We start from the raw sequence: 23,280 nt of genomic DNA, 5'->3' as shown, positions 1-23,280 counted from the left end.
TGCGACCCGGGTCAGATCGAGTAGCGCGCGAAGCGCGCGTATCGAGATCTCGTCAGCCTCAGGAGACCCCCACCCACACCATGTACCTCACCGGCCGCCTTCCCCTTCTCGTCGCCCTCGGCGTCGTGCCCGTCGTGCTGCTCTCGCTCGGCGGCGTCGACGCGTGGGTCGCAGCGGCGGGATGGCTCGCCCTGTGCGTCGTGGCGGCGATCGCGGATGCCGCGGCGGCACCTGATCCGCGCGCCCTCGCCGTCGAGCGCCCCGCACCGGCACGCACGCTTCTGGGTGCGCGAGTGGACACGACGCTGCGGCTGCGCAATACCGGAAGGCGCGGCATCCGGGGTCGCGTGCGCGACGCGTGGCAGCCGACCGCCGGTGCCCCGCTGGAGCGCTCGACGATCTCGATCCCGCCCGGCGAGAGCCGCGCGCTGACGATCCCGCTGCTGCCGCGGCGTCGCGGTGAGCTGCGCTCGTCGTTCGTCGTCGTGCGCTCCGACGGGCCGCTCCGCCTCGCGGGCCGCCAGGTGCGTCTGGATGCGCCGGGCAGCGTGCGCGTGCTGCCGCCCTTCACCTCCCGGCGGCACCTGCCGTCGCGCCTCGCGCGGCTGCGCGAGCTGGACGGTTCCACGAGCGTGCAGGTGCGCGGCCAGGGCACCGAGTTCGACAGCCTGCGCGAGTACGTGCGCGGTGATGACGTGCGCTCGATCGACTGGCGGGCGACCGCGCGCTCGGCGACGACGATGATCCGCACGTGGCGCCCCGAGCGGGATCGGCACGTCGTCATCGTCATCGACACGGGGCGCACGGCGGCCGCGCGCGTCGGCGACGGCGTGCGGCTGGATGCCGCGATGGAGGCGGCGCTGCTGCTCGCGGCGCTCGCGAACCGCGCGGGCGACCACGTGCACCTGGTCATGTTCGACCGCACGATCCGGGCGCGCGTGACGCGGGTCGACGGGCCGGGGCTGCTTCCCGCGCTCGTCGAGGCGATGGCTCCCGTCGAGCCGCAGCTGATCGACACCGATTGGGATGCCGCCTTCGCCCAGGTGCGCGCCCTCACTTCGCGCCCCTCGCTCGTGGTCGTACTGACGGCGCAGGACGCCGTCGACGCGTCGCGCGGGTTCCTCGGATCGCTGCCCGCGCTCGCGCAGCGCGCGCACGTGCTGGTCGGCACGGTCGCCGATGAGCGCCCCGGGCCCGTCGCACGTCCGGACGCGGCCGACGTCTACGGCGAAGCCGCCGCCGAGCGCACGGCGCGCGAGGCCGAGCGCGTCGCGAGCGCGATGGCCCGCGCCGGCGCCGAGGCCATCACCGACACCCCCGACGCCCTCCCGCCCCGCATCGCCGACCGCTACCTCGCCCTCAAGGCCGCCGGCCGCCTCTGACGGCTCCCCTCGAGGGCTCCCGGGGTTCAGTTGCCTCACTCTGCTGCCCGGGCCCGGGGCCGAGCACAATGTGAGGCAAACGAACCAAACGCCGACCGGGTTCAGTTGCCTCACTCTGCTGCCCGCGCCCAGGTTCGAGAGCAATGTGAGGCAAACGAACCAAACACCGACAGGGTTCAGTTGCCTCACTCTGCTGCCCGGCCCGGATTCGAGCACAATGTGAGGCAAACGAACCAAACGCCGACCGGGTCAGTTGCCTCACTCTGCTGCCCGGCCCGAGTTCGAGCGCAATGTGAGGCAAACGAACCGAACGCACCGAACGCACCGAACGCACCGAACGCACCGAACGCACCGGAGCCGGATGTGCCGCTTCGGACACGCGAGCGCGCCGAAACCTGGGAAACGGCTGTGCAGGGTCTACGCTCCGGATCGAGGAAAGGAGGCCGTCACATGTCGGACACCCTCGTCACCCCACCCACCACGGCCAACAAACTCGTCGCCGAGGCGCTCGGCACGTTCCTGCTCGTCTTCGGCTCTATCGGAACCGCCCTCTTCGCCGCCGACTTCGGCACCGGAGCCAACGGCACGTCCCTCGGCGTCGGCTTCGTCGGCGTCTCGTTCGCGTTCGGCCTGACCCTCATGGCGGGCATCTACGCGTGGGGCAACATCTCGGGCGGACACTTCAACCCCGCCGTGACCTTCGGCCTGGCCGCCGCGGGCCGCTTCGCGTGGAAGGATGCACCCGGCTACATCATCGCCCAGCTCGTCGGCGGAGCCGTGGGCACGACGCTCATCGTCCTGATCGGGCTGTTCGGGCCGGCGAACTGGCTCGCGAACGCGCAGGACGGCGGCTTCGCGAGCAACGGCTTCGACGCGCACTCTCCGGGCGGGTTCGGGCTGGGCGCGGCGATCGTCGCCGAGATCATCCTCACGGCGATCTTCGTCATGGTGATCCTCGGCGTCACGCACACCAAGCGCGGCAACGGCAACGTCGCGGGGCTCTCGATCGGTCTGACCCTCACGGTCATCCACCTCATCTCGATCCCGATCGACAACACGTCGGTGAACCCCGCGCGCTCGATCGCGACGGCCATCTACGGCGGCATCGACGCGCTCGCGCAGCTGTGGGTGTTCATCGTGTTCCCGCTCGTCGGCGCGGTCCTTGCGGGCTGGCTGCATCGCGCACTGTTCGAGCCGGTGCAGCTGCCGCCGCTGCAGTCCGAGGCGCGCGTGCCCGACGCCCGCGGCGCGAAGCGCCGGGGTCGCTGACACGAACGCGAAGCGGCCCGCCCCGAGGACATCGGGACGGGCCGCTTCTGCGTGTGTGCGTCAGCTCAGGTCGAACCGGTCGAGCTCGGTGACCTTGCCCCACGCCTCGACGAAGTCGCGCACGAACTTCTCCTGCGCGTCATCCGAGGCGTACACCTCGGCGACGGCGCGCAGCTCGGAGTTCGAGCCGAACAGCAGGTCGACGCGCGTGCCGCGGCCGAAGAACTCGTCCGAGCCGTCACGGCGTCCTTCGAACGCGTGCGAGCCCGGGTCGAGCGGCTTCCACGTCGTGCCGAGGTCGAGCAGGTTCACGAAGTAGTCGTTCGTGAGCACGCCGACGCGGTCGGTGAACACGCCGTACTCGGACTCGTCCCAGTTGGCGCCCAGCACCCGCAGGCCGCCGACGAGCACGGTCATCTCGGGAGCCGTGAGCGTGAGCAGGTTCGCCTTGTCGAGCAGCAGGTACTCGGCGGGCGTGGCCATCGCGGTCGTCGCCTGGTAGTTGCGGAAGCCATCGGCTGCCGGCTCGAGGAAGCGGAACGACTCGACGTCGGTCTGCTCCTGCGTCGCGTCGGTGCGTCCGGCGCGGAAGGGCACCGTGGCATCCACACCGGCATCCTTCGCGGCCTTCTCGACACCCGCGTTGCCCGCGAGCACGATGAGGTCGGCGAGGGAAACCTGCTTGCCGTCGGTGCGACCGTCGTTGAACGAGGACTGGATGCCCTCGAGCACGCCCAGCACACGCTGCAGCTGCGACGGCTTGTTGACGACCCAGTCCTTCTGCGGGGCGAGGCGGATGCGGGCGCCGTTGACGCCGCCGCGCTTGTCGCTGCCACGGAAGGTGGATGCCGCAGCCCATGTCGTCGAGACGAGCTCGGTGACGGTGAGGCCCGACTCGAGGATCTGCGCCTTCAGCGCCGCCGCGTCGGCGTCGTCGATCAGTTCGTGATCGACCGCCGGCACGGGGTCCTGCCAGACGAGTTCCTCGGTGGGAACCTCGGAACCGAGATAGCGTGCGACCGGGCCCATGTCACGGTGCGTGAGCTTGAACCAGGCGCGGGCGAACGCGTCGCCGAACGCCACGGGGTCATCCTTGAACCGACGCGAGATCTTGTCGTACTCGGGGTCGGTCCGCAGGGCGATGTCGCTCGTGAGCATGCGGGGCTCGCGACGGGCCGACGAGTGCGCCATCGGAACCATGTCGGCGCCGCCGCCGTTGATGGGACGCCACTGGTGGCCGCCGCCGGGGCTGCGCATGAGCTCCCACTCGTACGCGTAGAGGATGTGGAAGAACTCGTTGTCCCAGCGGGTGGGGTGATAGGTCCACGTCACCTCGAGGCCCGACGTGATCGTGTCGTCGCCCTTGCCGGTGCCGTGGTTGTTCTTCCAGCCGAGGCCCTGGCGCTCCAGGCCCGCGGCCTCGGGGTTGTCCTCGAGGTTCGTGTCGGGCGCCGCGCCGTGGGTCTTTCCGAAGGTGTGGCCGCCCGCGATGAGCGCGACGGTCTCTTCGTCGTTCATGGCCATCCGGCCGAACGTCTCGCGGATGTCGCGCGCCGAGGCGAGCGGGTCGGGGTTGCCGTTGGGGCCCTCGGGGTTGACGTAGATGAGGCCCATCTGCACGGCGGCCAGCGGCTTGTCGAGGTCACGGTCGCCCGTGTAGCGCTCGTCGCCGAGCCACGTGGTCTCGGGGCCCCAATACACGTCGTCGTCGGGCTCCCAGACGTCGGGACGACCGCCGGCGTAGCCGAAGGTGTTGAAGCCCATCGACTCGAGCGCGACGTTGCCCGAGAGGATCATCAGGTCGCCCCACGAGAGCTTCTGGCCGTACTTCTTCTTGACGGGCCACAGCAGACGGCGGGCTTTGTCGAGGCTGACGTTGTCGGGCCAGCTGTTCAGCGGCGCGAAGCGCTGCTGGCCGGTGCCGGCGCCGCCGCGGCCGTCGGTGACACGGTAGGTTCCGGCGGCGTGCCACGCCATGCGGATGATGAGCGGGCCGTAGTGGCCGAAGTCGGCGGGCCACCAGTCCTGGCTCGTCGTGAGCGTCTTCTCGATCTCGGCCTTGACCTCGGCGAGGTCGAGGCTCTCGAACGCGGCCTTGTAGTCGAAGTCCTCGCCGAGCGGGTTACGCGCGGGCGGGTTCTTCGCGAGGATCTTGATGTTCAGCTGGTTGGGCCACCACACGCGGTTGGCCGATCCCGTCGCCGGGTGCGGCTGGCTGTCGCCGTGGATGACGGGGCAGCTGCCCTCGTCCTCGTTCGGGCGCGGGCGGGTCTCGCCGTCCTCGCGCTCGTCGACGGGCGTGTCGATGGGGGTGACGGCCTGATCGGTGTCGGTCGGGTTCTCGCCGATGCCGGTCTTCGTGTCGTCGATGTCGCTCATGGTTTCCTTCCTCGTGGATGTCGGTGGAGTCAAGCGGTGGGGGTGGATGCTGCGGCCGCGCAGTCGGGACACAGGCCCCAGTACGTCACCTCGGCCGTGTGCAACGTGAAGCCGTGCGGATTGGACGGCGTCAGGCACGGCGCTTCGCCGACGGCGCAGTCGACGTCTCGAACGTCGCCGCACGTCGTGCACACGAGGTGGTGGTGGTTGTCGCCGACGCGCAGCTCGAACAGTCCGGGACGACCCGCGGGCTCGATGCGTCGCACGAGACCGGCTTCGGCGAAATCGCCGAGCGCGTTGTAGACGGACTGCAGGCTCGTCTGCGGAACCGTGCGCGCGACGACCTGGAAGATCGCGTCGGCGCTGGCGTGCGGGTGCGTGCGCAGGGCGTCGACCACGGCGCGGCGGGGCTCGGTGACGCGCAAGCCGACGGTGCGGATGAGCTCGGCAGCATCCGTCTCGTAGACGTCGACCGCGGGTGCACTCATGGCACCATCTTACCGCGTTATTTTGAAGAATTCAAAGTAACGGTCACCCGGAAACGAGGGTCGGAGTTCCCGTCTCGTACTCGGTGAGGTCACCCGACTCGCCCCGGCGTGCGGCGCGCCCGCCGATGACCACCATGTAGAACACGAACGCGCCGAGCGCGAGCGCGCCGATGCCGATCTTGACGGGCCACGGCCACGGCTGAGCCGTCACGAAGCCCTCGATGAGCCCGGCGACGGCGAGGGCGATGACGAGCCCGATCGCGATCGTCGCGAGCGAGCGTCCCGCTTCTGCGAGGGCGGCGCCCCGCGACCGGCGCCCGGGGGCGACCCAGGCCCAGAAGATGTGCAGACCCGCCGCTCCGGCGACGAAGATGCAGGTCAGTTCGAGCAGGCCGTGCGGAAGGATGAAGAGCACGAAGACGTCGCCGCGATCGAACGCCAGCATGATCGCCGCCGCCGTGCCGACGCCGACGGCGTTCTGCACGAGCACCATGAGCGGCCAGAACCCGGTGATGCCGAACAGGACGCACTGCGCGGCGATCCAGGCGTTGTTGGTCCACACGGTGCCCGCGAACACGGCTGCCGGGTTCTCGCTGTAATACTCGGTGAACTGGTTCTCGGCGTAGTCCTCGAGCTGCAGCTGCGTTCCGAGGGTGGCCACCAGCGCGGGATCCGACGAGACCCAGAACGCCACGAGGGCGCCGACCGCGACGAAGCCGAGCGCGATGACGAGGGTCGTCCATCGCACGCGGTACAGCGCCGCCGGCAGCTGCAGGGCGAAGAACCGCGGGATCTGCTTCAGCACGTTCTCGGGTGTGCCCGTCAGCGCGAGCCGTGCCCGGGCGAGGATCGTCGAGACGAGGTCGCCCTGCGGCGTGCGGCCCGCCGAGGTCTTCAGATCGGCCAGATCGGCCGAGGCGGACTGGTAGCGCGCGACGAGTTCGTCGGCCTGCGCACCGCTCAGGCGACGGGCCCGGCTCAGCTCGTCGAGACGCTCCCATTCCTGCCGGCGGGCGGCGGTGAGCGCGTCGAGGTCCATTTGGTTAACTGTACGCATGCCTTCGACCGTCGTGCCCGACTCGCGGATGACGACGATCCATCAGGACGAGGTGCTCACGGGCGAGGCCGTCGCCCTCGATGTGCAGCCCGTCGGATTCTTCCTGCGCGCGCTCGGCGCCCTCATCGACATCGTCGTCGGGCTCGTGCTGCTGATCGTGTTCGTCCTCGTCGCGACGTTCCTGTTCGGGCTCGACCTCTTCGCGGATTCGGCCGCGCAGATGGTGACGATCGCGATGGTGGTCCTCGTGCTGGTCGTGATCCCGACCGCCGTCGAGACGTTCACGCGCGGGCGCAGCCTCGGCAAGCTCGCCGTCGGCGGGCGCATCGTGCGCACCGACGGCGGGGCGACGGGGTTCCGTCAGGCGTTCATCCGCGCCCTCGTCGGAGTGCTCGAGCTGTGGTTCACCTTCGGCGGGCTCGCCGCCATCGTGGGTGCGTTCACGCCGCGGTCGCAGCGGCTGGGCGATCTGCTCGCCGGCACGTACTCCGAGCGCACCCGCACGCCGCCCCTTCCCGCTCCCGCGCCCGGTCTGCCGCCCGCCCTGGCCGAATGGGGAGCCGTCGCCGACGTCGCCCGCCTGCCCGACCGCCTGGCGCGGCGCATCGCGCAGTTCGCGCGACAGGCTCCCGAGCTGGAGCCTGCGGCGCGGGCACGCCTGGCGGCATCCCTCGCCTCGGAAGCCGCGGCCCACGTCTCCCCCGTGCCGGCGGTCGACCCCGAGTCGTTCGTGTGCGGCGTCGCCGCGATCCGGCGCGACCGCGAGCTGAACGCCCTCGTGCTCGAGGATCAGCGGGTCACCGCCCTCACCTCCGGCGTCCCCGACGTGCCGCGCGGTTTCCCCGCCCGCTGACACCGCCCGTCTCCCGCGCGCCCTTGACCGCGAGGCCTTGACCGCGAGACTGCAACGGCAGGTCGAGACTGCGGGTACTACCCGCTGTCTCGGCGCTCCGTTGCAGTCTCGGCGTCATGGGATGCCGCGGAGCGGCGGGCGCGGATGCCGCGGCGCGGCGGCGGCGGAGGGCGGCAGCGTCCGCGGTCGCGGGTCAGGCGCGGAGCGTCTCGTGCCGCACGACGACCCAGCCCTTGGGTACCGACAGGCGATCGGTGTGGATCGCGCAGAGGTCGTGCGCGTGCGGATCGCCCGACGCTCCGAGCGGACCGAGGGCCGCCATCTGGTCGTTGTAGTCGTAGGTCAGGGTCGACACCGCCTCGCGGGCGCATCCCACCTTGGAGCAGAGTCTCTCGCGCATCGCTCCGACACTAGTCGCGCCCTGACTCCGATTCCGGATGCCGCGCCGCGCGGTCCGCCGCTGACCCCGGCCACCGGGCGGGGGCACTCCCGGTTCACTTGTCACAGAACGTCGCCCGACCGGTGGGCAGGCAGCCGAGTGAGGCAAGTGAACCGAGGGCCCGCACCCCGACCAGCTCACCACCCCAACGTCGCTCACTTGTCGCAGAACGTCGCCGACCCCGCACCCCGACAGCAGAACGAGGCAAGTGAACCGAGGGCCCGCACCCCGACCAGCCCACCACCCCAACGTCGTTCATTTGTCACAGAACGTCGCCCGACCGGTGGGCAGGCAGCAGAGTGAGGCAAGTGAACCGAGGGACCCAGCCCTCGTGAGCCCGCTACGCACCACCGCCGTAGGATGGGGCGCATGCCATGGCGTCGTTCCTCGAGTGCGTCGAGGCCTGTCCGCCGCCCCGCGCGGCACGGCCGCCACGGGCGTCTCGGACGCAGCGCGGTCGTCCGCCCGCCGCTGCCTCCGCTCGATACCCGCGTCGAGCGGTTCGACCTCGCCGTCGGCACGGCGGCGGAGTTCCTGCGGTCGGCGTGGCCCGAGCTGCGCGAGGTGAGCTTCGAGATCGCCGACATGCCCGCGGCATCCGATGCAGACGGCATCCCCCGCTGGCTCGTGCTCAGCGCGAAGAAGCGGATCATCGTGTTCCGGCTGCCGATCGAACGCCTCAGCCACCTGCACCGCGACGACGAGCTGCACCGCCGCATGATGATCGAGAGCGCCGTCTTCCGAGCAGCGGCCGAATACCTCGATCGCGACCCGTGGGACCTCGGCCCCGAACGGTTCCGCTACTTCTGACGACGACGACGCACCCGCACCCGCACCCGAACCCGCCTCACGGGTAGACGCGGATCGCGGGAGCGGCGGCATCCGCGGGCCAGATCGGGAACCCGGCGAGCGCGCCCGGCCCGCTCATCGTGACCGCCGCGAGCACGGGAGCCCCGCCGCTGTCGAGCGTGTAGATCGTGCGCGACTGCACGCCCAGCGTCGCACTCTCGCCCGGCTCGAGCATCAGCTCGCCCGCGAGTGAGCCCGTGCGATCGGTCACGGCGACGGTCACCGGCGCCTCACCGGGGTTGGCGACGGTGAGCGTGGCGTCCGGGCCAACGGGAACCGCGAACAGGCTCGGGACCGTGATCTCGGGCGAGGGCAGCAGCCAGGCGAAGTCGGCTCCTTCTTCGAAGCCCGAGGCCTGCCACAGTCCGGCCACGACGGGTGAGCCCGCAATCACCTCGACGTCGTACTCGCCCTCGGCGAGCCCGCCGAGACCGACCTCGGTCGGCACCCCCGCCGCGAGCGGCACGCTCAGCGGCTCGAGCATCTGCTGGTCGCCGCCGACGGCGCGCACCATGACGGTCGCCTCGGTGTCGGCGCCGGGCGACAGCACGCGCAGCACGGTGCCCGCTCCCGTGGGACTCGCCACGTCGGACTCGGTCACGACGACGCCCAGGATCCGCTGCACGGGCGCGGTCGCCCCGACGCCGCCCGTCTGGTCGACGCCGAGCGGTTCGAGCACGCGCGTCAGGCTCGACTGCACCGATGCCTGCACGGGGGCTCCGACGGCGCTCACGCGCACGACGGGGCTGGTCTCGCCCCGCACGAGCCCGGCGAGGGGCACCACCCGCTGCGCACCGGCGGCGACGACGAGGTTCGAGCCGCCGGGAGGAGTCTCGGGCCCCGTCGCACCGTAGACGGTGAGCTGCACGGTCGCCCCCACGGTGCCGGGGTTGGACAGCAGCACGAAGTCCGCCGACCCGGTCGCCGCCGATCCGGCGACGATCCACGATTCCATGAGCGGCGGTCGACACGCGGATGCGGCGAACCCGGCCATATCGTCGGAGTCGGCCGTCATCGAGCCTGACGCCGCGACGTCGGTGCGCTCGGCGCCCGACGGCGGTGCCGTGTAGGCCTGGGGGCTCGCCCCCGGCGCCGACCCGATCAGGCTCCGCCCTTCGGGCTGCGGAGCGTCGGGCAGCGCCCCGACCGTGACGGTCTGCGGCGCGACGAGGGCGAGGTCGCTCGGCGAGTCGAGGTCTCGTCCGAGCGCGAGCAGGCCGCCCGCGCACGCGATGACCGTATCGGCGGGTGCGGGCTTGGCCGAGACGGCGACGGGCTCGCGCTCGAGCGTCGGCCAGGGCAGCGTCACGGCGGTCGCGACGGCGACGACGGCGCCCGCGGCGACGACGGTGCCCGCGAGCATCCGCGCGCTCGTCGAGGCCCAGCGGAAGAAGCGGCGATCGCTCATCGTCCCTCCTCCCAGTGCGGTCCGACGATGCGCGGCATCCGCTTCGCTTCGCGTCGGGATGCGGCGGTGGGCGCGGCGAGCAGCACCGCGATCGCGACGACGGCGAGTTGCGCGGTGAAGATGATCCCCGATATCCGATCGACGGATGCCGCCGGCTGGGGCCGCGGCGGGATGTCGAGTTCGACGCGCCACAGCGAACCGCGCGCGGTCTCGCCGACGGCTTCGAGGTTGTCGCGCTGGTCGATGGCCGATTCGGCGGCGAGGCGGAACGCGCGGGCGGCGTCGGATTCGGGTGCGGCGCCGTGCGCGAGCAGCACGAAGCTCACCCCGTGAGCGGCGAGCTGGGTGACGGGGTCGTCGGCGGCACCCGTCGTGAGCCCTGCCGCGAGCTGGGCGATCTCGCGGTCCTGCGCCGACGGCACGGTGCGGGTCGCGAGCACGGTGCTCTGCGCGCCGAGGGTTTCGCTGCCGCCCCACACGACACGGGCCGAGAGGGCGCCCGAGTTCTGCGGTGTGAGCACGAACGTGCCGACGTCGGAGTCGTCCGCGCCGCGCGCCGCGACGTAGGCGGGCAGCGTGCTGGCGGGGCCGTTCGTGAGCAGCGTCGTGTCGCGGGCGGCCGAGGTGAGCGCGGGGACGGCCAGGGCGATGACCCCCGCCCCGACGAGCACGACGAGTCCGCCGCGCAGCAGCGCGACCTTGGGGGCGAGACCGGCGTCGAGGGTGACCAGCGCGCCGCCGACGACGCCGAGCCACGCGAGGCTGAGGCCCGTGCCCGGCCACAGCGGCACGGCCTCGGACTGTGCGAACGCGACCGAGATGCCGACGGCGGCGAACGCCGTGCCGATGCCGAGGGCCGCGATGCCGAGCAGGGTCATGCCGGCGGCCCACCGCTGCGTGAGCGGCGCGACGAGGGCGAGGATCGCCAGCGGCGCCGCGAGCAGCGGCACCCACCACGTGGGGGCGTCGCCGAGCAGCGTCGCCCAGCCCGCGACATCGGCGGTGGGGATGCCCGCGGCGAGCAGGCTGCGACCCGCGGCATCCGGCCCCACCTGGGGCCCGGCCCACGGCACACCGGGGTCGGCGAGCAGGCCCCACACGCCGTTCGAGGTCAGCGCGTGCCACACGAGCGGACCGGCCATCGCCAGGGTCGGGATGACGGTCCAGATCAGCCGGGCGACGCCGCGTCCGGCGCGCAGCGCGATCGACAGCACGATCGTGACGACCCACAGCACGATGAGCGCCGGGGCGAGCGACGGGGCGCACGCGATGACGCCGGCCAGAGCGAGGGATGCCACACCCGCTCCCGACCACGAGCGGTGGGCGACGGCACCGGCGCAGAACAGCCACGGCAGCAGCAGGTGGGCGATGACGGCGGCGGGGCGGCCCTGCGTGAGCGCCATGAGGAACGTCGGGGCGAGCGCCCACACGGCCCCGCCCAGCACGCGCAGCACGCCGCGATCCGTGACGCGCGTCGCGGCGAACCAGCCGCCCAGCGCTGCGAGCGGCAGGGCGAACAGCCACAGCAGCACGAGGCCGCGGGAGGGATCGCCCGGCCACAGGGTGCCGACGACGGCGACGACCGTCGCGAAGGGGTCGGCGGGCGCGATCGTGTCGAGCCCGAGACCGCGCTGGCCGTACAGCGTGTCGGCCCACAGCTGCCCCACGGTCGTGCGCAGCGGCTGGACGCCGCCTCCGCCCAGCACGGGCCAGGCGAGCAGCATCGGCAACGCCGCGATCGAGGCGACGAGGGCACCGAGCACGAGCCATGCGCCGCCGCCCGAGAAGAACCGCAGCTCGCCGCGCAGGCGCGCGCCGGGTTCGACCGGGTCGTCGCCGAGACGCGCCCGCAGCTGCGCGTTCGTGACGCGCAGGGGGGCGATCTGGCTCCACGGCAGCCGGCGCGTGCGCCTCAGGTGCGCACGCGCTCTGACGACGGCGACGACCTGCACCATGGCCAGCGCCGAGGCGACCCATTCGGGGCCGATGCGTGCGGGCTGCTTGCGCACCAGGTGCACGATCGTGCGCAGCAGCGCGAGCGGAAGGAGCGAGAGCCAGAGCAGCGGAACCGCCCACAGCGCCGCGTAGACCAGGCGGCGGTGCAGCTGCGCGACCCGCTCGGCGAATGCGATCCGGCGGCGGTGCTGCCGCGTGACCGGTGCGGGAAGCCCCGCCACGCCGTCGTTCGAGACCGCCACGATCGCGGTCGGGGCGAGAGCGACGCGCGAGTCGGCGAGCCGGGCGCGCACGCCCAGGTCGAGGCCTTCGTCGGCGCCGTGCAGCGCGGGGTCGAGCCCGCCGAGCGCGGTCCACGCGTCGGTGCGCACGAGCACGCCGCGCACGTCGGCGCCGAGCACGTCGTCGGCGGCGTCGTGCTGGCCTTGATCGAGTTCGCCGTCGGTGAGGCCGACGGTGCGCCCGAAGCGGGTCATGCCGACCCCGAGCGACACGATCTCGCTGCGGTCGTCGGCGCGCACGAGCTTGGGTGCGGCGAACGCGACCGACGGAGACAGCTCGAGCACACCGGCGAGCCGGGCGAGGGCCTGCCGGTCGGGTGTCGTGTCCTGCGCGAGCAGCCAGACGGCGTCGGCGCCGCGCGCGGGGGTCGCGAGCGCGAGCGCTTCGGCGAAGCGGGTGGATGCCGGTGCTTCGACGACGGTTCCGGCCCGCGATTCGCGGGCCGCCTCGACCACGCCGGGCTCGGCACCGCACAGCACGATCGTCAGGCTGTCGACGGGGCGCGTCTGCGCTGCGAGGGCTCCGACGGTGCGCCGCAGGTGGTGCGCTGCGGGTGTTCGTCCGTCGGGGCGCACGACGAGAAGAGCGTGGACACGTGCGGGCATGGCCTGGTCAGCCTAGGCGCGCGTCGCGCGTGAGCCGTGTCGCACGCGCCGTTCGCCGCGATCCGGCCGCGGATTCGGACGACAGATCAGACCGCGCGGCGCTTGAGCTTGCGGCGCTCGCGCTCGCTGAGACCGCCCCAGATGCCGAAGCGCTCGTCGTTCTGCAGCGCGTATTCGAGGCACTGGTCGCGCACGTCGCACGTCGTGCAGATGCGCTTGGCGTCGCGCGTCGAGCCGCCCTTCTCGGGAAAGAACGCCTCGGGGTCGGTCTGCGAGCACAGGGCGTCGGTCTGCCACGACAGCGGGTTGTCGTCGTCGCCGTCGACGGCACGGCGAACGCCGGGCACCCCGAGATTGACGGGGTCGACGAACCAGTTGTCGGGTACCGCAGAGCGATACTGGGAACCGGTCATGTCGTTCTCCCCCCGGAGGTCCTACCCGCGACATGGTTGCCGCGTTAGGGATAATTACACCCGTGTAGTTCGGCTCGGTCAAGTCGCAGATACTAAAGCCTCATGCAGGGGTTGAACCTTCACGACGCGCCGACGGCGTGTCGCCTTCGCATAACGACCGCGTGATCAGGATGCCGGTGTCGCGAGGAACACCTCGCCCGAGCCCGCGACCCGCACGGTCCGCTCGTCGGCCGTCACGAGCACGGCCTCGCCCGGCGAGAGCGTGACCGCCTCGCCGCTCGCTGCCCCCGCGACGGTCACCGAGCCCGATGTCGCCAGGATGATCGCGACGCCGTCGATCCCGACCTCGAGCGCTGCCCCGTCGGGCCGCGCGACGCGCAGCGCGAAGTCGGGCACCGGCGCGGCGTAGCGCTCGACGCCCGGCGCCTCGGCGACCGGCCGCACGACCGGCGGCGGGCCCGTGCGCGCGTCGAGCACGGCGACGAGCTCGGCGGCATCGATGTGCTTGGGCGTCAGGCCCCCGCGCAGCACGTTGTCGCTCGTCGCCATGATCTCGACGCCGAGGCCCTCGAGGTAGGCGTGCAGCACACCGGCGGCGACGAACAGCCCCTCGCCCCGGCGCAGCGTCACGAGGTTCATCAGCAGCGCGACGACGATCCCCGGATCCCCCGGGTACCGGTCGTCCAAGCGTGCGGCGAGCGCGAGCTCGGCGGTGAACTCCGCGTCGGCCTGTGCGGCCCCGGCCGCACGCGCGGCGCCGATGACGGCGCGCACGTCGCCGGTGGCGGCATCCGACAGCAGCCAGGCGATCGCGGCGCTCGTCGCCTCGGGCGACCCGTCGAGACGCGACGACAGTCCGGCGGTCGCGTCGCCGATCAGCGCCAGCAGACGACGCGTCTCGGGCAGCGGCCGCAGACCGGCGAGCGCGTGGAACTCGGCGCTCAGCGCGACGATCAGCTCGGGCTTGTGGTTCGCATCGCGATACGTGCGATGTGCGCCGTCACGCGGCATCCCGGCGTCCTCTTCGCGCACGAAGCCCGCCTCGGCCTGCGCTTTGGAGGGGTGCGCCTGGATCGACAGGGGGGATCCCGCGGCGAGCAGCTTCAGCAGGTAGGGCAGCGGCTGCGCGCCCCGGGCGGCGAGCCACGCGCCGAGCGGTGCGCCGTCGGCGGCGAAGGCCGGTGCGCCGGGGTGGTCGCCGAACCACAGCTCGGCCTCGGGTGCGCCCGAAGGCGTGCGTCCCTGCAGCTCGGGCAGCAGCGTCGTGGAGCCCCACGCGTAGTCGCGGGCCGTGTTCGACAGGAGGGTGAGCATGCCCCCGAGCGTATCCGCGCGACCGAGTACCCTTGGGAGGCGATGGCCGTCTATTCGAAGCATCCGGCATCGGCACCGCCGACAGCCCCGGTCCGCGAGAAGACGGGGCAGCTCTTGCTGCGCGGCTGGTGCGTCTTCGTGCTCGTCACGGCGTTCGCCGGCACGGCGTGGGTGCACGCCTTCGGCGACCTCGTCGCGGCCGTCGTCGGCGTGGGCGGGATGCTCGTGTCGATCCTGCTGTGGTTCATCGTGCGTCCGCCCGTGCAGTGGCGGCGTCTGCCGTGGTTCGCCGTGGCGTACATCGTGTGGGCGACGCTGTCGATCCTCTGGTCGGCGTGGCCGGCGACGTCGGCGCTGACGCTGCTGCTGCTGTACGTGACGACCGTGCAGGGGTTCTTCGTGGGGGCGGTGCTGACGTGGCGAGAACTGGTGCGCACCGTGGCATCCGCTCTCAAGTGGACGCTCGCCCTCTCGCTCATCTTCGAGCTGTGGGTGTCGATCTTCGTGCGCGTGCCGCTTCTGCCGGGCTTCGTGCCCCGTGATGAGCCGGTCGATCCGATCCTCTACTGGTCGCGCAACAACCTCTTCGACGGCGGCCGGATCCAGGGGATCATGGGCAACGCGAACCTGCTCGGGCCCATCGCGCTGCTCGCGTTCGTCGTGTTCGCGATCCGGTTCGCCGCGCGCGCTCCCCGCCGCGCTCTGCTGGTCGGCTGGATGCTGCTGTCGGCGTTCCTGTTCGTGCGGGCAGCGTCGGCGACCGCGTTCGTCGCGGCGGCCGCGGTCGTGCTCGTGCTGGCGACGGTGCTGCTCATGCGCACGACGAAGCGGCCGGGCGAGCGCACCCGCTACTACATCGGCTACGCCGTCGTCGGTCTCGGCGGGGGCCTCGGCCTGTGGCTGCTGCGCGACCGCCTGTTCGAGGCGATCGGGCGCGGCTCGGATCTGACGGGCCGCGAGGCCATCTGGCAGTCCGTCGCCGAGCGCGCCGGCGAGCGGCCGTTCGCCGGCTGGGGCTTCGCGACGCCCTGGATGCCGTGGGACCCCGCGTTCGACGGCTGGATCGTCGACCACGGCGAGACCGTCATGCAGGCCCACAACGTCTGGGTCGACGTCTACCTGCAGCTGGGCATCGTCGGGATCGTGCTGTTCGCGCTGCTCATGTTCGCCTACGTGTGGCGCACGTGGTTCTTCGCCGTCGACCGTCCGCGCTGGGATCTGCGCGCCGACCGGCCGTACTCGCCGCTCACGCTGCTGCCCACGCTCGTCGGCACGATCCTGCTCGTGCAGGGCATCGCCGAGTCCGCGCCCCTGTTGCTGTGGGGGTGGATGCTGCTGGTCATGCTCGGCTTCAAGATCAAGCAGTCGCCGCACATCGGCGTCGGACCGGCCGAGCAGAGCGCGGCGATCGAGCGGGGCGAGCCGACGAAGCAGGAGCCGTGACGGTGGGCCCGAGCGAGCAGCGGCGCTGGCTCGGCGCGCTGCTCAGTTCGCCCTCGTTCGCGCGGGCCTACACTCTCACGGCCCTCGCTGCGGTGTTCTCATCGTTCGCGATCGAGCGGCTCATGAGCCCCGTGACCTACGTCACGATCGTCGCGGGTCTGTGCGTCGTCGGCGCCGGCGTCCTCTTCGCCCGGCGCCGCGAGATCTCGTTCGTGCGGCTCGTGCCCACGACGCTCGTGGTGTTCCTCGGCTGGGCGCTCGCGAGCGTCTTCTGGTCGTTCGACCGGCCCGAGTCGTGGTGGGGCTGGGTCTCGCTCGCGGCGATCGCGTTCCTCGCCATCGTCGTGGGCCACATCCGCGACACGCTGCAGACGGCGCGAGCCGTCGGCGACGTGCTGCGGGTGCTGCTGTCGATCTCGCTCGGCGTCGAGATCCTCTCGGGCATCCTGCTCGACATCCCCTTCCGCTTCCTCGGGGTCGAGGGGCAGATCGCCGCGCTCGGCCCCGTGCAGGGCATCTTCGGCACGCGCAACATGCTGGGGTTCGTCGCCGTCGTCGCGCTCATCACGTTCCTCGTCGAGTACCGCACGCAGTCGGTGCGACCGGGGGTCTCGCTCTTCTCGGTCGTGCTGGCGGGCATGCTCGCGGCCTTCTCGGACTCCCCCACGGTGCTCGTGCTCGCCGTCGGCGTCGGACTCGCCGTCGGCGCGCTCGCGCTCGTGCGGCACGCGCGGCCGGCGCAGCGCAGCGCCCTGCAGTGGGTGCTGGGCGGCCTCGTCGTGGTCGGAGTGATCGTGGGCTATCTGGCGCGGCATCCGATCATCGCGTGGCTCGGCGCGGGCAGCGACTTCTCGACGCGCGTCGACCTGTGGAACGTCATGGTCGACTACCTGCGCACGCGGCCCGTGCAGGGCTGGGGCTGGTACGGGCTGTGGCCGCAGGACGGCGTGCCGTTCGGATCGATCAACTTCCTGCTCAACGACACGCACGCGACCGGCCTGAACGCCTACTTCGATGTGCTGCTGCAGCTGGGCTGGGTGGGTCTCGTGCTGTTCCTCGGGTTCGCCGGTGTCGCGCTCGTGCGCTCGTGGCTCGACGCGAGCGAGCGCCGCTCGATCATCTACGCCTGGACGCCGCTCATCCTCGTGGCGCTGTTCATCGACTCGTTCTTCGAGAGCTTCACCCTGATCGGGATCGGGTGGATGCTGCTGGTCCTGTGCGCCGTGCGCGCGGGGCAGTCCCGCTCGTGGCGGGAGCGGATGGGCTCGTCTGCGGCGCCGGGGCTTCCGCGCATCCAGGATCCCCCGAACGCGGCGGGGTAGGATGCTGAGGCCATGCCCACTGCCTCTGACAGCCCTGCGAAGACGTCCTCCACCGGCCCATTCCGGCCCGCGTCGGCGACGATCGCCGTCGTGACCTTCAACCGCTCGGGACTGCTCACGCGACTGCTCGAGAGCATCGAGCGCATGGAGCCGAAGCCCGGTCACGTCGTGATCGTCGACAATGCGTCCTCCGATGACACGACCGAGGTCGTCGAGTCGTTCCGCGCGCGGATCGGCACCGACCTCGTCTACCGCAGGCTCGACACGAACACGGGCGGGTCAGGCGGCTTCAGCGAGGGCATGCGCGTTGCGTTCGAGCTGGGGTCCGAGTGGATCTGGCTCATGGACGACGACGTCGAGGTCTTGCCCGACGGCCTCGCCAAGATGGGCAGGTGGGCGCCGCGGTTCAAGAGCATCCAGGGCCGCCGCTACGACTACGACGGCAGCGAGTTCTACTGGCAGTACCGCATCGCCGAGCGCTTGGGCATCCCGATCCCCTTCGCGCCGTCGAAGTTCGACGCCTCGGGGTTCAAGGAGATGAACTCCGGATGCTTCGAGGGCATGTTCATCCACCGCGACATCGTCGAGCAGATCGGTCTTCCCGACCCACGCTTCTTCATCTACTGGGATGACCAGACCTACGGCTGGCTCGCATCGCGCAAGACGACGTCGGTCATCGTCGACGAGTTCGTGCTGCGCCGCACGCGCGAGATCAAGCAGTGGGACATGGGCATCCGCCACATGAACGCCTCGAGCGACAACTACCGCTACTACATCATGCGCAACCGCGCGATCATCAAGCAGTACTACCGGGCGCACGGCGTCTACAACCCCGTGCTGTTCGGATTGGGCACCGCACTGACGTTCGCGAAGGAGCTCATCCGCCTCATCGCGGTGGAGCGCAAGGTGCGCGGCACGTCGAACCTCTTCCGAGGGCTGAAGGACGGTCGCGCGATCGCCAAGGACGCAAGCTGGCGCCCGATGGAGCCGCTCGCCGCACCCAGCAAATCCTGAACACCGCCACGCCACCGATCTCGGTGATCGGGTCGGGCTACCTCGGAGTGGTGCACTTCGTCCCGGTCGGTACTCAGCACTAGCGCGATTAGATACGGTCGACCTGTCGTACGCGCGGTCGGCGTTCGCGCAGCTCGCTCCTCATCTCGCGCCGGGTGCGATCGTCGGCGGCAAGCCGACGGTGCTCGTCACCGAGCGGGACGGGTATCGAGCTTCACACCCCGCCGCCTCGCGGGTCCCCGCCGGCAAGAACATCGTGGACTGCCGCAATGCGCTCATTCCGCGCGCTTGGCGCGACACGGGCGGGAACTGCCGCGGGATGAGCCGGGGGTCGCGCGTCAGCGCTGAGCTTCGGTCTCGGAAGCCGCGCGGTCCTCCCACGCGAGAGCGTCGCGGATTGCGTCGTCGATCGACAGCTCGGCGCGCCACCGCAGGGCGTGCTCCGCCGCATCGACGAGGGCGAAACCGCCGGCGACGTCGCCTGGACGGCGAGTACCTTCATTCACCGGCAGCGGCCCGGCGATCGCGACGAAGGCGTCGACGAGCTCGCGCACTGTCGTGCCGCGACCCGTACCGACGTTGAGCACGACGGCGGGGACCTCGTCTGTCACGATCTCGTCGAAGTGCTCGACGGCCGCTACGTGGGCGCGGGCGAGATCCCACACGTGCACGAAGTCGCGCAGGCCGGAGCCGTCACGGGTGGGCCAGTCGACACCAGTGATCGTGAAGTCTCTGTCCTCGCGTCGCGCCGCCAGCAGCAGCCCGAGCACATGGCTCGGGCGCGGTGACGTCGGTCCGGTCCGCAGCCGCGGGTCGCAGCCAATGGGGTTGAAGTATCGCAGCGACAACGTACGCAGGTCGCCGGACGCTGCGGTGTCGGAGAGGATGCGCTCCACGTCGGCCTTCGTGCGCGCGTACGGGCTGGCGGGAGCGAGTGGCGCGGACTCGTGGAGCCCGCCGACGAGGTCGCCGGCGTACACCGACGCCGAGGAGCTGAAGACGATGCGGCGGACGCCACGCCGGCGCAGGTGCTGCAGCATCCGCACCGTGCGCCCCACGTTGACGTCGTAGTAGCCGAGCGGATCGGCAACCGACTCGGGCACGACGGTGCGAGCGGCGCAGTGGATGACGGCGAAGACCTCGGGATGCTCGTCGAGGATCCGGTCGAGAAGCCCGCCGTCGGCGATGTCGCCGTCGAAGAAGATCCGACCGACGGTGTGCGCGGCGATCCCCTTCGAGAGGTCGTCGAGGATGACCGGTTCGATCCCCGCGTCGAGACAGGCCGAAGCGATTGTGCTCCCGATGTAGCCGGCGCCTCCCGTGATGAGTATCTTCATGCTCCACTTCCTGTGCCCGGCGTCTCCCCGCATCGATCGTACCGAGGCACCCCGGGTCGCCACCCCGAGCACTGTGCCACGATTGATCCGTGAAAGGCATCATCCTCGCGGGCGGATCGGGTACGCGGCTGCACCCCATCACGCTGGGCGTCTCGAAGCAGCTGATCCCGGTGTACGACAAGCCGATGGTTTACTACCCACTGTCGACGCTCATGCTCGCTGGGATCGATGACATCCTGGTGATCACGACGCCCCACGACGCCCCGTTCTTCGAGCGTCTGCTCGGCGACGGGTCGCAGTTCGGCATCCGGCTATCTTTCGCACAGCAGCCATCTCCGGACGGACTCGCGCAGGCGTTCACGATCGGCGCGGACTTCATCGGCGACGACTCCGTTGCCCTCGTGCTCGGCGACAACTTGCTCTACGGCCCCGGGCTCGGCTCCCAGCTCACCCGCTTCGCCGACATCGACGGCGGCGCGATCTTCGCGTACTGGGTGGCCGAGCCGACCGCGTACGGCGTCGTCGAGTTCGACGCGCACGGCGCCGCCGTCTCGCTCGAAGAGAAGCCCTCCGCTCCCAAAAGCAACTACGCCGTGCCCGGGCTGTACTTCTATGACAACGATGTCGTCGAGATCGCACGGGGCCTGAGGCCCAGCGCGCGCGGAGAGTATGAGATCACCGACGTCAACCGCGCCTACCTCGAGCGCGGCAGGCTCCAGGTGGAGGTTCTCCCCCGCGGCACCGCGTGGCTCGACACGGGGACGTTCGACCAGATGCTGGATGCTGCGGAGTACGTGCGCACCATCCAGCGGCGGACGGGCATGAGTATCGGCGTGCCTGAGGAGGTCGCTTGGCGTCGCAGGCGCCTGTCGGACGACGCCCTGCGCACCCGCGCCGAGAAACTCGTGAAGTCCGGCTACGGCACGTATCTGCTCGAAGTCCTGGAGAGGGGTCGCTGATGTCGCATCTGCTCGTGACGGGAGGCGCCGGTTTCATCGGGTCGAACTTCGTGCACCACGTCGTCCGCCACACCGATCACCACGTGACTGTGCTCGACGCGCTCACCTACGCCGGCAACCTGGAGTCGCTGGCAGGGCTCCCGGAAGACCGTGTCACGTTCGTCAAGGGCGACATCACCGACGCCGGCCTCGTCGACGAGCTGTTCGCCCGAGTCGACGCCGTCGTGCACTACGCGGCCGAGTCGCACAACGACAATTCGCTGCACGATCCGCGTCCGTTCCTCGACACGAACATCGTCGGCACCTACACGCTGCTCGAGGCCGCCCGCCGGCAGGACCAGCGGCTCCACCACATCTCGACCGACGAGGTCTACGGTGAGCTCGAGCTGGACGATCCTGCCCGGTTCACGGAGTCCACGCCCTACAACCCGTCGAGCCCCTACTCGTCGACGAAGGCCGGCAGCGATCTGCTCGTGCGCGCGTGGGTGCGCTCATTCGGCGTCCGCGCGACGATCTCCAACTGCTCGAACAACTACGGTCCCTACCAGCACGTCGAGAAGTTCATCCCGCGTCAGATCACGAACGTCATCCGCGGCATCCGCCCGAAGCTGTACGGCGCGGGCGAGAACGTGCGCGACTGGATCCACGCAGACGACCACTCGTCCGCCGTGCTGACGATCCTCGACAGGGGTGAGATCGGCGAGACCTATCTGATCGGCGCCGACGGCGAGAAGAACAACAAGGACGTCATCGAGCTCATCCTCGGGCTCATGGGCGAGCCGACGGACGCCTACGACCACGTCACGGATCGCGCGGGCCATGACCTGCGCTATGCGATCGACTCGACGAAGCTGCGCACCGAGCTGGGCTGGACGCCCTCATACGGCGATTTCGAGGCCGGGCTCGCGGCGACGATCCAGTGGTACCGCGACAACGAATCGTGGTGGGCTCTGTCGAAGCACGACGTCGAGGCCTTCTATGCCTCGAAAGGCCAGTGATGAGTTTCGGCAAGTCCCTCGAGCGCGTCGAGACCCCGATCCCGGGGCTCGTCGTGTGGGAACTGCCCGTCCACGGCGACAATCGTGGATGGTTCAAGGAGAACTGGCAGCGCGAGAAGATGATCGCACTGGGGCTCCCCGACTTCGGGCCCGTGCAGAACAACGTGTCGTTCAACGACGCCGTGGGCACCACGCGCGGCATCCACGCCGAGCCATGGGACAAGTGGGTCTCGGTCGCCACAGGCCGCATCTTCGGCGCGTGGGTCGACCTGCGCGAGGGCCCGACGTTCGGGGCCGTCTTCACGACCGAGATCGATCCATCCCGCGCGATCCTCGTGCCGCGCGGAGTCGGCAACGGGTACCAGACGCTCGAGCCCGACACGGCCTACACCTATCTCGTGAACGACCACTGGTCGCCCGAGGCGGAGTACACGTTCCTCAACCTCGCTGATGAGACCGCGGCGATCGCGTGGCCGATCCCGCTGGTCGACGTCGAGATCTCGGCGAAGGACGCCGCGCACCCGCGTCTCGCCGATGTCGTGCCCATGGCGCCGCGCAGGACCCTCGTGATCGGTGCGAACGGTCAGCTCGGCCGTGCGCTGCGCCAGGAGTTCGGCGACGCCTCCCACATCGAGTACACAGGACGCGACGATTTTGATCTCGCTGGGGGCGATTTGGCGACCGCACGTCGCTGGCGCGACTACGGCGTCATCGTCAACGCCGCCGCCTACACGGCCGTCGACCTCGCCGAATCGGCAGAGGGACGCAGGGAAGCATGGGCGGCCAACGCGACGGGAGTGGCAGCCCTCGCCCGCGTCGCGGCGGAGAACAGCATCACCCTCGTGCATGTCTCGAGCGATTACGTGTTCGACGGCACGCGCGACGGCGCGTATCCCGAAGATGCGCCGTTCGCGCCGCTCGGCGTGTACGGCCAGACAAAGGCCGCCGGCGACGCGGCCGTCACGACGGCACCACGACATTACATCGTGCGCACGTCGTGGGTAATCGGCGACGGAAAGAACTTCGTGCGCACGATGGCCTCGCTCGCCGAGCACGGCATAGATCCGGATGTCGTCGATGACCAGGTAGGGCGCTTGACGTCCACGGACGACATCGCGGTCGGCATCCATCACTTGCTCACCACCGGAGCCCCGTTCGGCACGTACAACCTCACCGGCGGGGGGGAGCCGATGTCATGGGCGGACGTCGCGCGCGGTGTCTACGAGCTCACGGGCCACGACCCCGCACGGGTGACCGGCGTGCCGACAGAGCAGTACTTCAGAGGGGTTGCCGCGCCCGTCGCGCCGCGCCCGCGTAACTGCGTGCTGGATCTGACGAAGATCACCGCTGCGGGGTTCGCGCCAACCGACTCGATGAAGATACTCGCGGCCCATCTGCGCAGGGACACCACGTCGCACGCGTGACTCGCGACATCCTGCGGAGCTCGGCGACCGCCCCGTAGCTGAGTACGCACTCATGCTGCCGGAGCGGGGAAGGGTAGGATTTCGAGTTG

The 23,280-nt window shown here is 70.8% G+C and carries 19 protein-coding genes; 10 read left to right on the top strand and 9 right to left on the bottom strand.

The window, feature by feature from the left end:
• The first annotated feature begins 80 nt into the window (after window positions 1-80).
• Both ACWIBS_RS10920 and aqpZ read left to right on the top strand, forming a co-directional pair.
• Window positions 81-1,382 (top strand): DUF58 domain-containing protein, encoded by a 1,302-nt coding sequence (locus ACWIBS_RS10920; RefSeq protein ID WP_376126789.1) that lies wholly within the window; start codon window positions 81-83, stop codon window positions 1,380-1,382.
• Window positions 1,383-1,832: 450 nt separating this feature from the next.
• Window positions 1,833-2,651, top strand: coding sequence for an aquaporin Z (gene aqpZ / locus ACWIBS_RS10915; protein ID WP_376126787.1), 819 nt, complete (start codon window positions 1,833-1,835; stop codon window positions 2,649-2,651).
• Window positions 2,652-2,711: 60 nt separating this feature from the next.
• Here the strand turns inward: aqpZ and katG are convergent, their stop codons facing one another.
• From katG to ACWIBS_RS10900, 3 genes are read right to left on the bottom strand one after another with little or no spacing between them, the layout of a single operon-like run.
• The gene (gene katG, locus ACWIBS_RS10910; protein ID WP_376126785.1) at window positions 2,712-5,030 is read right to left on the bottom strand and encodes a catalase/peroxidase HPI; all 2,319 of its coding nucleotides are present in this window, start codon (window positions 5,028-5,030) and stop codon (window positions 2,712-2,714) included.
• 29 nt (window positions 5,031-5,059) lie between these two features.
• Window positions 5,060-5,518 carry a Fur family transcriptional regulator gene (locus ACWIBS_RS10905; protein WP_376126782.1) on the bottom strand — a complete coding sequence of 153 codons (459 nt, stop codon included), beginning with the start codon at window positions 5,516-5,518 and terminating at the stop codon, window positions 5,060-5,062.
• Between the two features lie 43 nt (window positions 5,519-5,561).
• Entirely contained in the window at window positions 5,562-6,557 is a 996-nt protein-coding gene (locus ACWIBS_RS10900) for a stage II sporulation protein M (RefSeq protein WP_376126779.1), read from the bottom strand.
• A gap of 16 nt (window positions 6,558-6,573) precedes the next feature.
• Here ACWIBS_RS10900 and ACWIBS_RS10895 point away from each other — a divergent pair, with 16 nt between their 5' ends.
• Entirely contained in the window at window positions 6,574-7,428 is an 855-nt protein-coding gene (locus tag ACWIBS_RS10895; RefSeq protein WP_376126777.1) for an RDD family protein, read from the top strand.
• Between the two features lie 193 nt (window positions 7,429-7,621).
• Here the strand turns inward: ACWIBS_RS10895 and ACWIBS_RS10890 are convergent, their stop codons facing one another.
• Window positions 7,622-7,828 (bottom strand): DUF3499 family protein, encoded by a 207-nt coding sequence (locus ACWIBS_RS10890; protein ID WP_376126775.1) that lies wholly within the window; start codon window positions 7,826-7,828, stop codon window positions 7,622-7,624.
• A 408-nt stretch (window positions 7,829-8,236) separates the two neighbouring features.
• Between ACWIBS_RS10890 and ACWIBS_RS10885 the strand changes: the two genes are divergently transcribed.
• Entirely contained in the window at window positions 8,237-8,677 is a 441-nt protein-coding gene (locus ACWIBS_RS10885; protein WP_376126773.1) for a metallopeptidase family protein, read from the top strand.
• A 37-nt stretch (window positions 8,678-8,714) separates the two neighbouring features.
• Here the strand turns inward: ACWIBS_RS10885 and ACWIBS_RS10880 are convergent, their stop codons facing one another.
• The 4 genes from ACWIBS_RS10880 to manA form a co-directional block, all read right to left on the bottom strand.
• The gene (locus ACWIBS_RS10880) at window positions 8,715-10,124 is read right to left on the bottom strand and encodes a DUF5719 family protein (protein ID WP_376126770.1); all 1,410 of its coding nucleotides are present in this window, start codon (window positions 10,122-10,124) and stop codon (window positions 8,715-8,717) included.
• On the bottom strand, window positions 10,121-12,967 hold the full coding sequence (locus ACWIBS_RS10875; protein ID WP_376126768.1) for a glycosyltransferase: 2,847 nt from the start codon (window positions 12,965-12,967) through the stop codon (window positions 10,121-10,123). Before ACWIBS_RS10875 ends, ACWIBS_RS10880 begins: the two co-directional genes overlap by 4 nt.
• 86 nt (window positions 12,968-13,053) lie before the next feature.
• A complete protein-coding gene (locus tag ACWIBS_RS10870) occupies window positions 13,054-13,380 on the bottom strand; it encodes a WhiB family transcriptional regulator (protein ID WP_376126765.1) in 327 nt (108 codons plus the stop codon).
• Window positions 13,381-13,545: 165 nt separating this feature from the next.
• Entirely contained in the window at window positions 13,546-14,694 is a 1,149-nt protein-coding gene (gene manA / locus ACWIBS_RS10865) for a mannose-6-phosphate isomerase, class I (protein WP_376126762.1), read from the bottom strand.
• 42 nt (window positions 14,695-14,736) lie between these two features.
• Between manA and ACWIBS_RS10860 the strand changes: the two genes are divergently transcribed.
• From ACWIBS_RS10860 to ACWIBS_RS10850, 3 genes are read left to right on the top strand one after another with little or no spacing between them, the layout of a single operon-like run.
• The gene (locus tag ACWIBS_RS10860) at window positions 14,737-16,137 is read left to right on the top strand and encodes an O-antigen ligase family protein (RefSeq protein WP_376126759.1); all 1,401 of its coding nucleotides are present in this window, start codon (window positions 14,737-14,739) and stop codon (window positions 16,135-16,137) included.
• Window positions 16,134-17,459 (top strand): O-antigen ligase family protein, encoded by a 1,326-nt coding sequence (locus ACWIBS_RS10855; protein ID WP_376126757.1) that lies wholly within the window; start codon window positions 16,134-16,136, stop codon window positions 17,457-17,459. Before ACWIBS_RS10860 ends, ACWIBS_RS10855 begins: the two co-directional genes overlap by 4 nt.
• 12 nt (window positions 17,460-17,471) lie before the next feature.
• A complete protein-coding gene (locus ACWIBS_RS10850) occupies window positions 17,472-18,473 on the top strand; it encodes a glycosyltransferase family 2 protein (protein ID WP_376126755.1) in 1,002 nt (333 codons plus the stop codon).
• A 338-nt stretch (window positions 18,474-18,811) separates the two neighbouring features.
• On the opposite strand, the gene galE is transcribed toward ACWIBS_RS10850, so the two are convergent.
• Window positions 18,812-19,810, bottom strand: coding sequence for a UDP-glucose 4-epimerase GalE (gene galE, locus ACWIBS_RS10845; protein WP_376126752.1), 999 nt, complete (start codon window positions 19,808-19,810; stop codon window positions 18,812-18,814).
• An 89-nt stretch (window positions 19,811-19,899) separates the two neighbouring features.
• On the opposite strand from galE, the gene rfbA reads away from it, so the two are divergent.
• From rfbA to ACWIBS_RS10830, 3 genes are read left to right on the top strand one after another with little or no spacing between them, the layout of a single operon-like run.
• Entirely contained in the window at window positions 19,900-20,769 is an 870-nt protein-coding gene (rfbA, locus tag ACWIBS_RS10840; protein WP_376126750.1) for a glucose-1-phosphate thymidylyltransferase RfbA, read from the top strand.
• Window positions 20,769-21,767 (top strand): dTDP-glucose 4,6-dehydratase, encoded by a 999-nt coding sequence (rfbB, locus tag ACWIBS_RS10835; RefSeq protein WP_376126747.1) that lies wholly within the window; start codon window positions 20,769-20,771, stop codon window positions 21,765-21,767. The genes rfbA and rfbB overlap by 1 nt, the downstream gene beginning before the upstream one ends.
• Window positions 21,767-23,191 (top strand): sugar nucleotide-binding protein, encoded by a 1,425-nt coding sequence (locus ACWIBS_RS10830; protein ID WP_376126744.1) that lies wholly within the window; start codon window positions 21,767-21,769, stop codon window positions 23,189-23,191. The genes rfbB and ACWIBS_RS10830 overlap by 1 nt, the downstream gene beginning before the upstream one ends.
• The last annotated feature ends 89 nt before the right edge of the window (window positions 23,192-23,280 follow it).

The sequence above is a fragment of the Microbacterium sp. NPDC055442 genome (assembly GCF_053644215.1).
This window is presented reverse-complemented; position numbering and strand designations above follow the sequence as displayed.

Coding starts and splice junctions, on each gene's coding strand:
- ACWIBS_RS10920 (WP_376126789.1), top strand. CDS start 81: ATGTACCTCACCGGCCGCCTTCCCCTTCTCGTCGCCCTCGGCGTCGTG.
- aqpZ (WP_376126787.1), top strand. CDS start 1,833: ATGTCGGACACCCTCGTCACCCCACCCACCACGGCCAACAAACTCGTC.
- katG (WP_376126785.1), bottom strand. CDS start 5,030: ATGAGCGACATCGACGACACGAAGACCGGCATCGGCGAGAACCCGACC.
- ACWIBS_RS10905 (WP_376126782.1), bottom strand. CDS start 5,518: ATGAGTGCACCCGCGGTCGACGTCTACGAGACGGATGCTGCCGAGCTC.
- ACWIBS_RS10900 (WP_376126779.1), bottom strand. CDS start 6,557: ATGGACCTCGACGCGCTCACCGCCGCCCGCCGGCAGGAATGGGAGCGT.
- ACWIBS_RS10895 (WP_376126777.1), top strand. CDS start 6,574: ATGCCTTCGACCGTCGTGCCCGACTCGCGGATGACGACGATCCATCAG.
- ACWIBS_RS10890 (WP_376126775.1), bottom strand. CDS start 7,828: ATGCGCGAGAGACTCTGCTCCAAGGTGGGATGCGCCCGCGAGGCGGTG.
- ACWIBS_RS10885 (WP_376126773.1), top strand. CDS start 8,237: ATGCCATGGCGTCGTTCCTCGAGTGCGTCGAGGCCTGTCCGCCGCCCC.
- ACWIBS_RS10880 (WP_376126770.1), bottom strand. CDS start 10,124: ATGAGCGATCGCCGCTTCTTCCGCTGGGCCTCGACGAGCGCGCGGATG.
- ACWIBS_RS10875 (WP_376126768.1), bottom strand. CDS start 12,967: ATGCCCGCACGTGTCCACGCTCTTCTCGTCGTGCGCCCCGACGGACGA.
- ACWIBS_RS10870 (WP_376126765.1), bottom strand. CDS start 13,380: ATGACCGGTTCCCAGTATCGCTCTGCGGTACCCGACAACTGGTTCGTC.
- manA (WP_376126762.1), bottom strand. CDS start 14,694: ATGCTCACCCTCCTGTCGAACACGGCCCGCGACTACGCGTGGGGCTCC.
- ACWIBS_RS10860 (WP_376126759.1), top strand. CDS start 14,737: ATGGCCGTCTATTCGAAGCATCCGGCATCGGCACCGCCGACAGCCCCG.
- ACWIBS_RS10850 (WP_376126755.1), top strand. CDS start 17,472: ATGCCCACTGCCTCTGACAGCCCTGCGAAGACGTCCTCCACCGGCCCA.
- galE (WP_376126752.1), bottom strand. CDS start 19,810: ATGAAGATACTCATCACGGGAGGCGCCGGCTACATCGGGAGCACAATC.
- rfbB (WP_376126747.1), top strand. CDS start 20,769: ATGTCGCATCTGCTCGTGACGGGAGGCGCCGGTTTCATCGGGTCGAAC.
- ACWIBS_RS10830 (WP_376126744.1), top strand. CDS start 21,767: ATGAGTTTCGGCAAGTCCCTCGAGCGCGTCGAGACCCCGATCCCGGGG.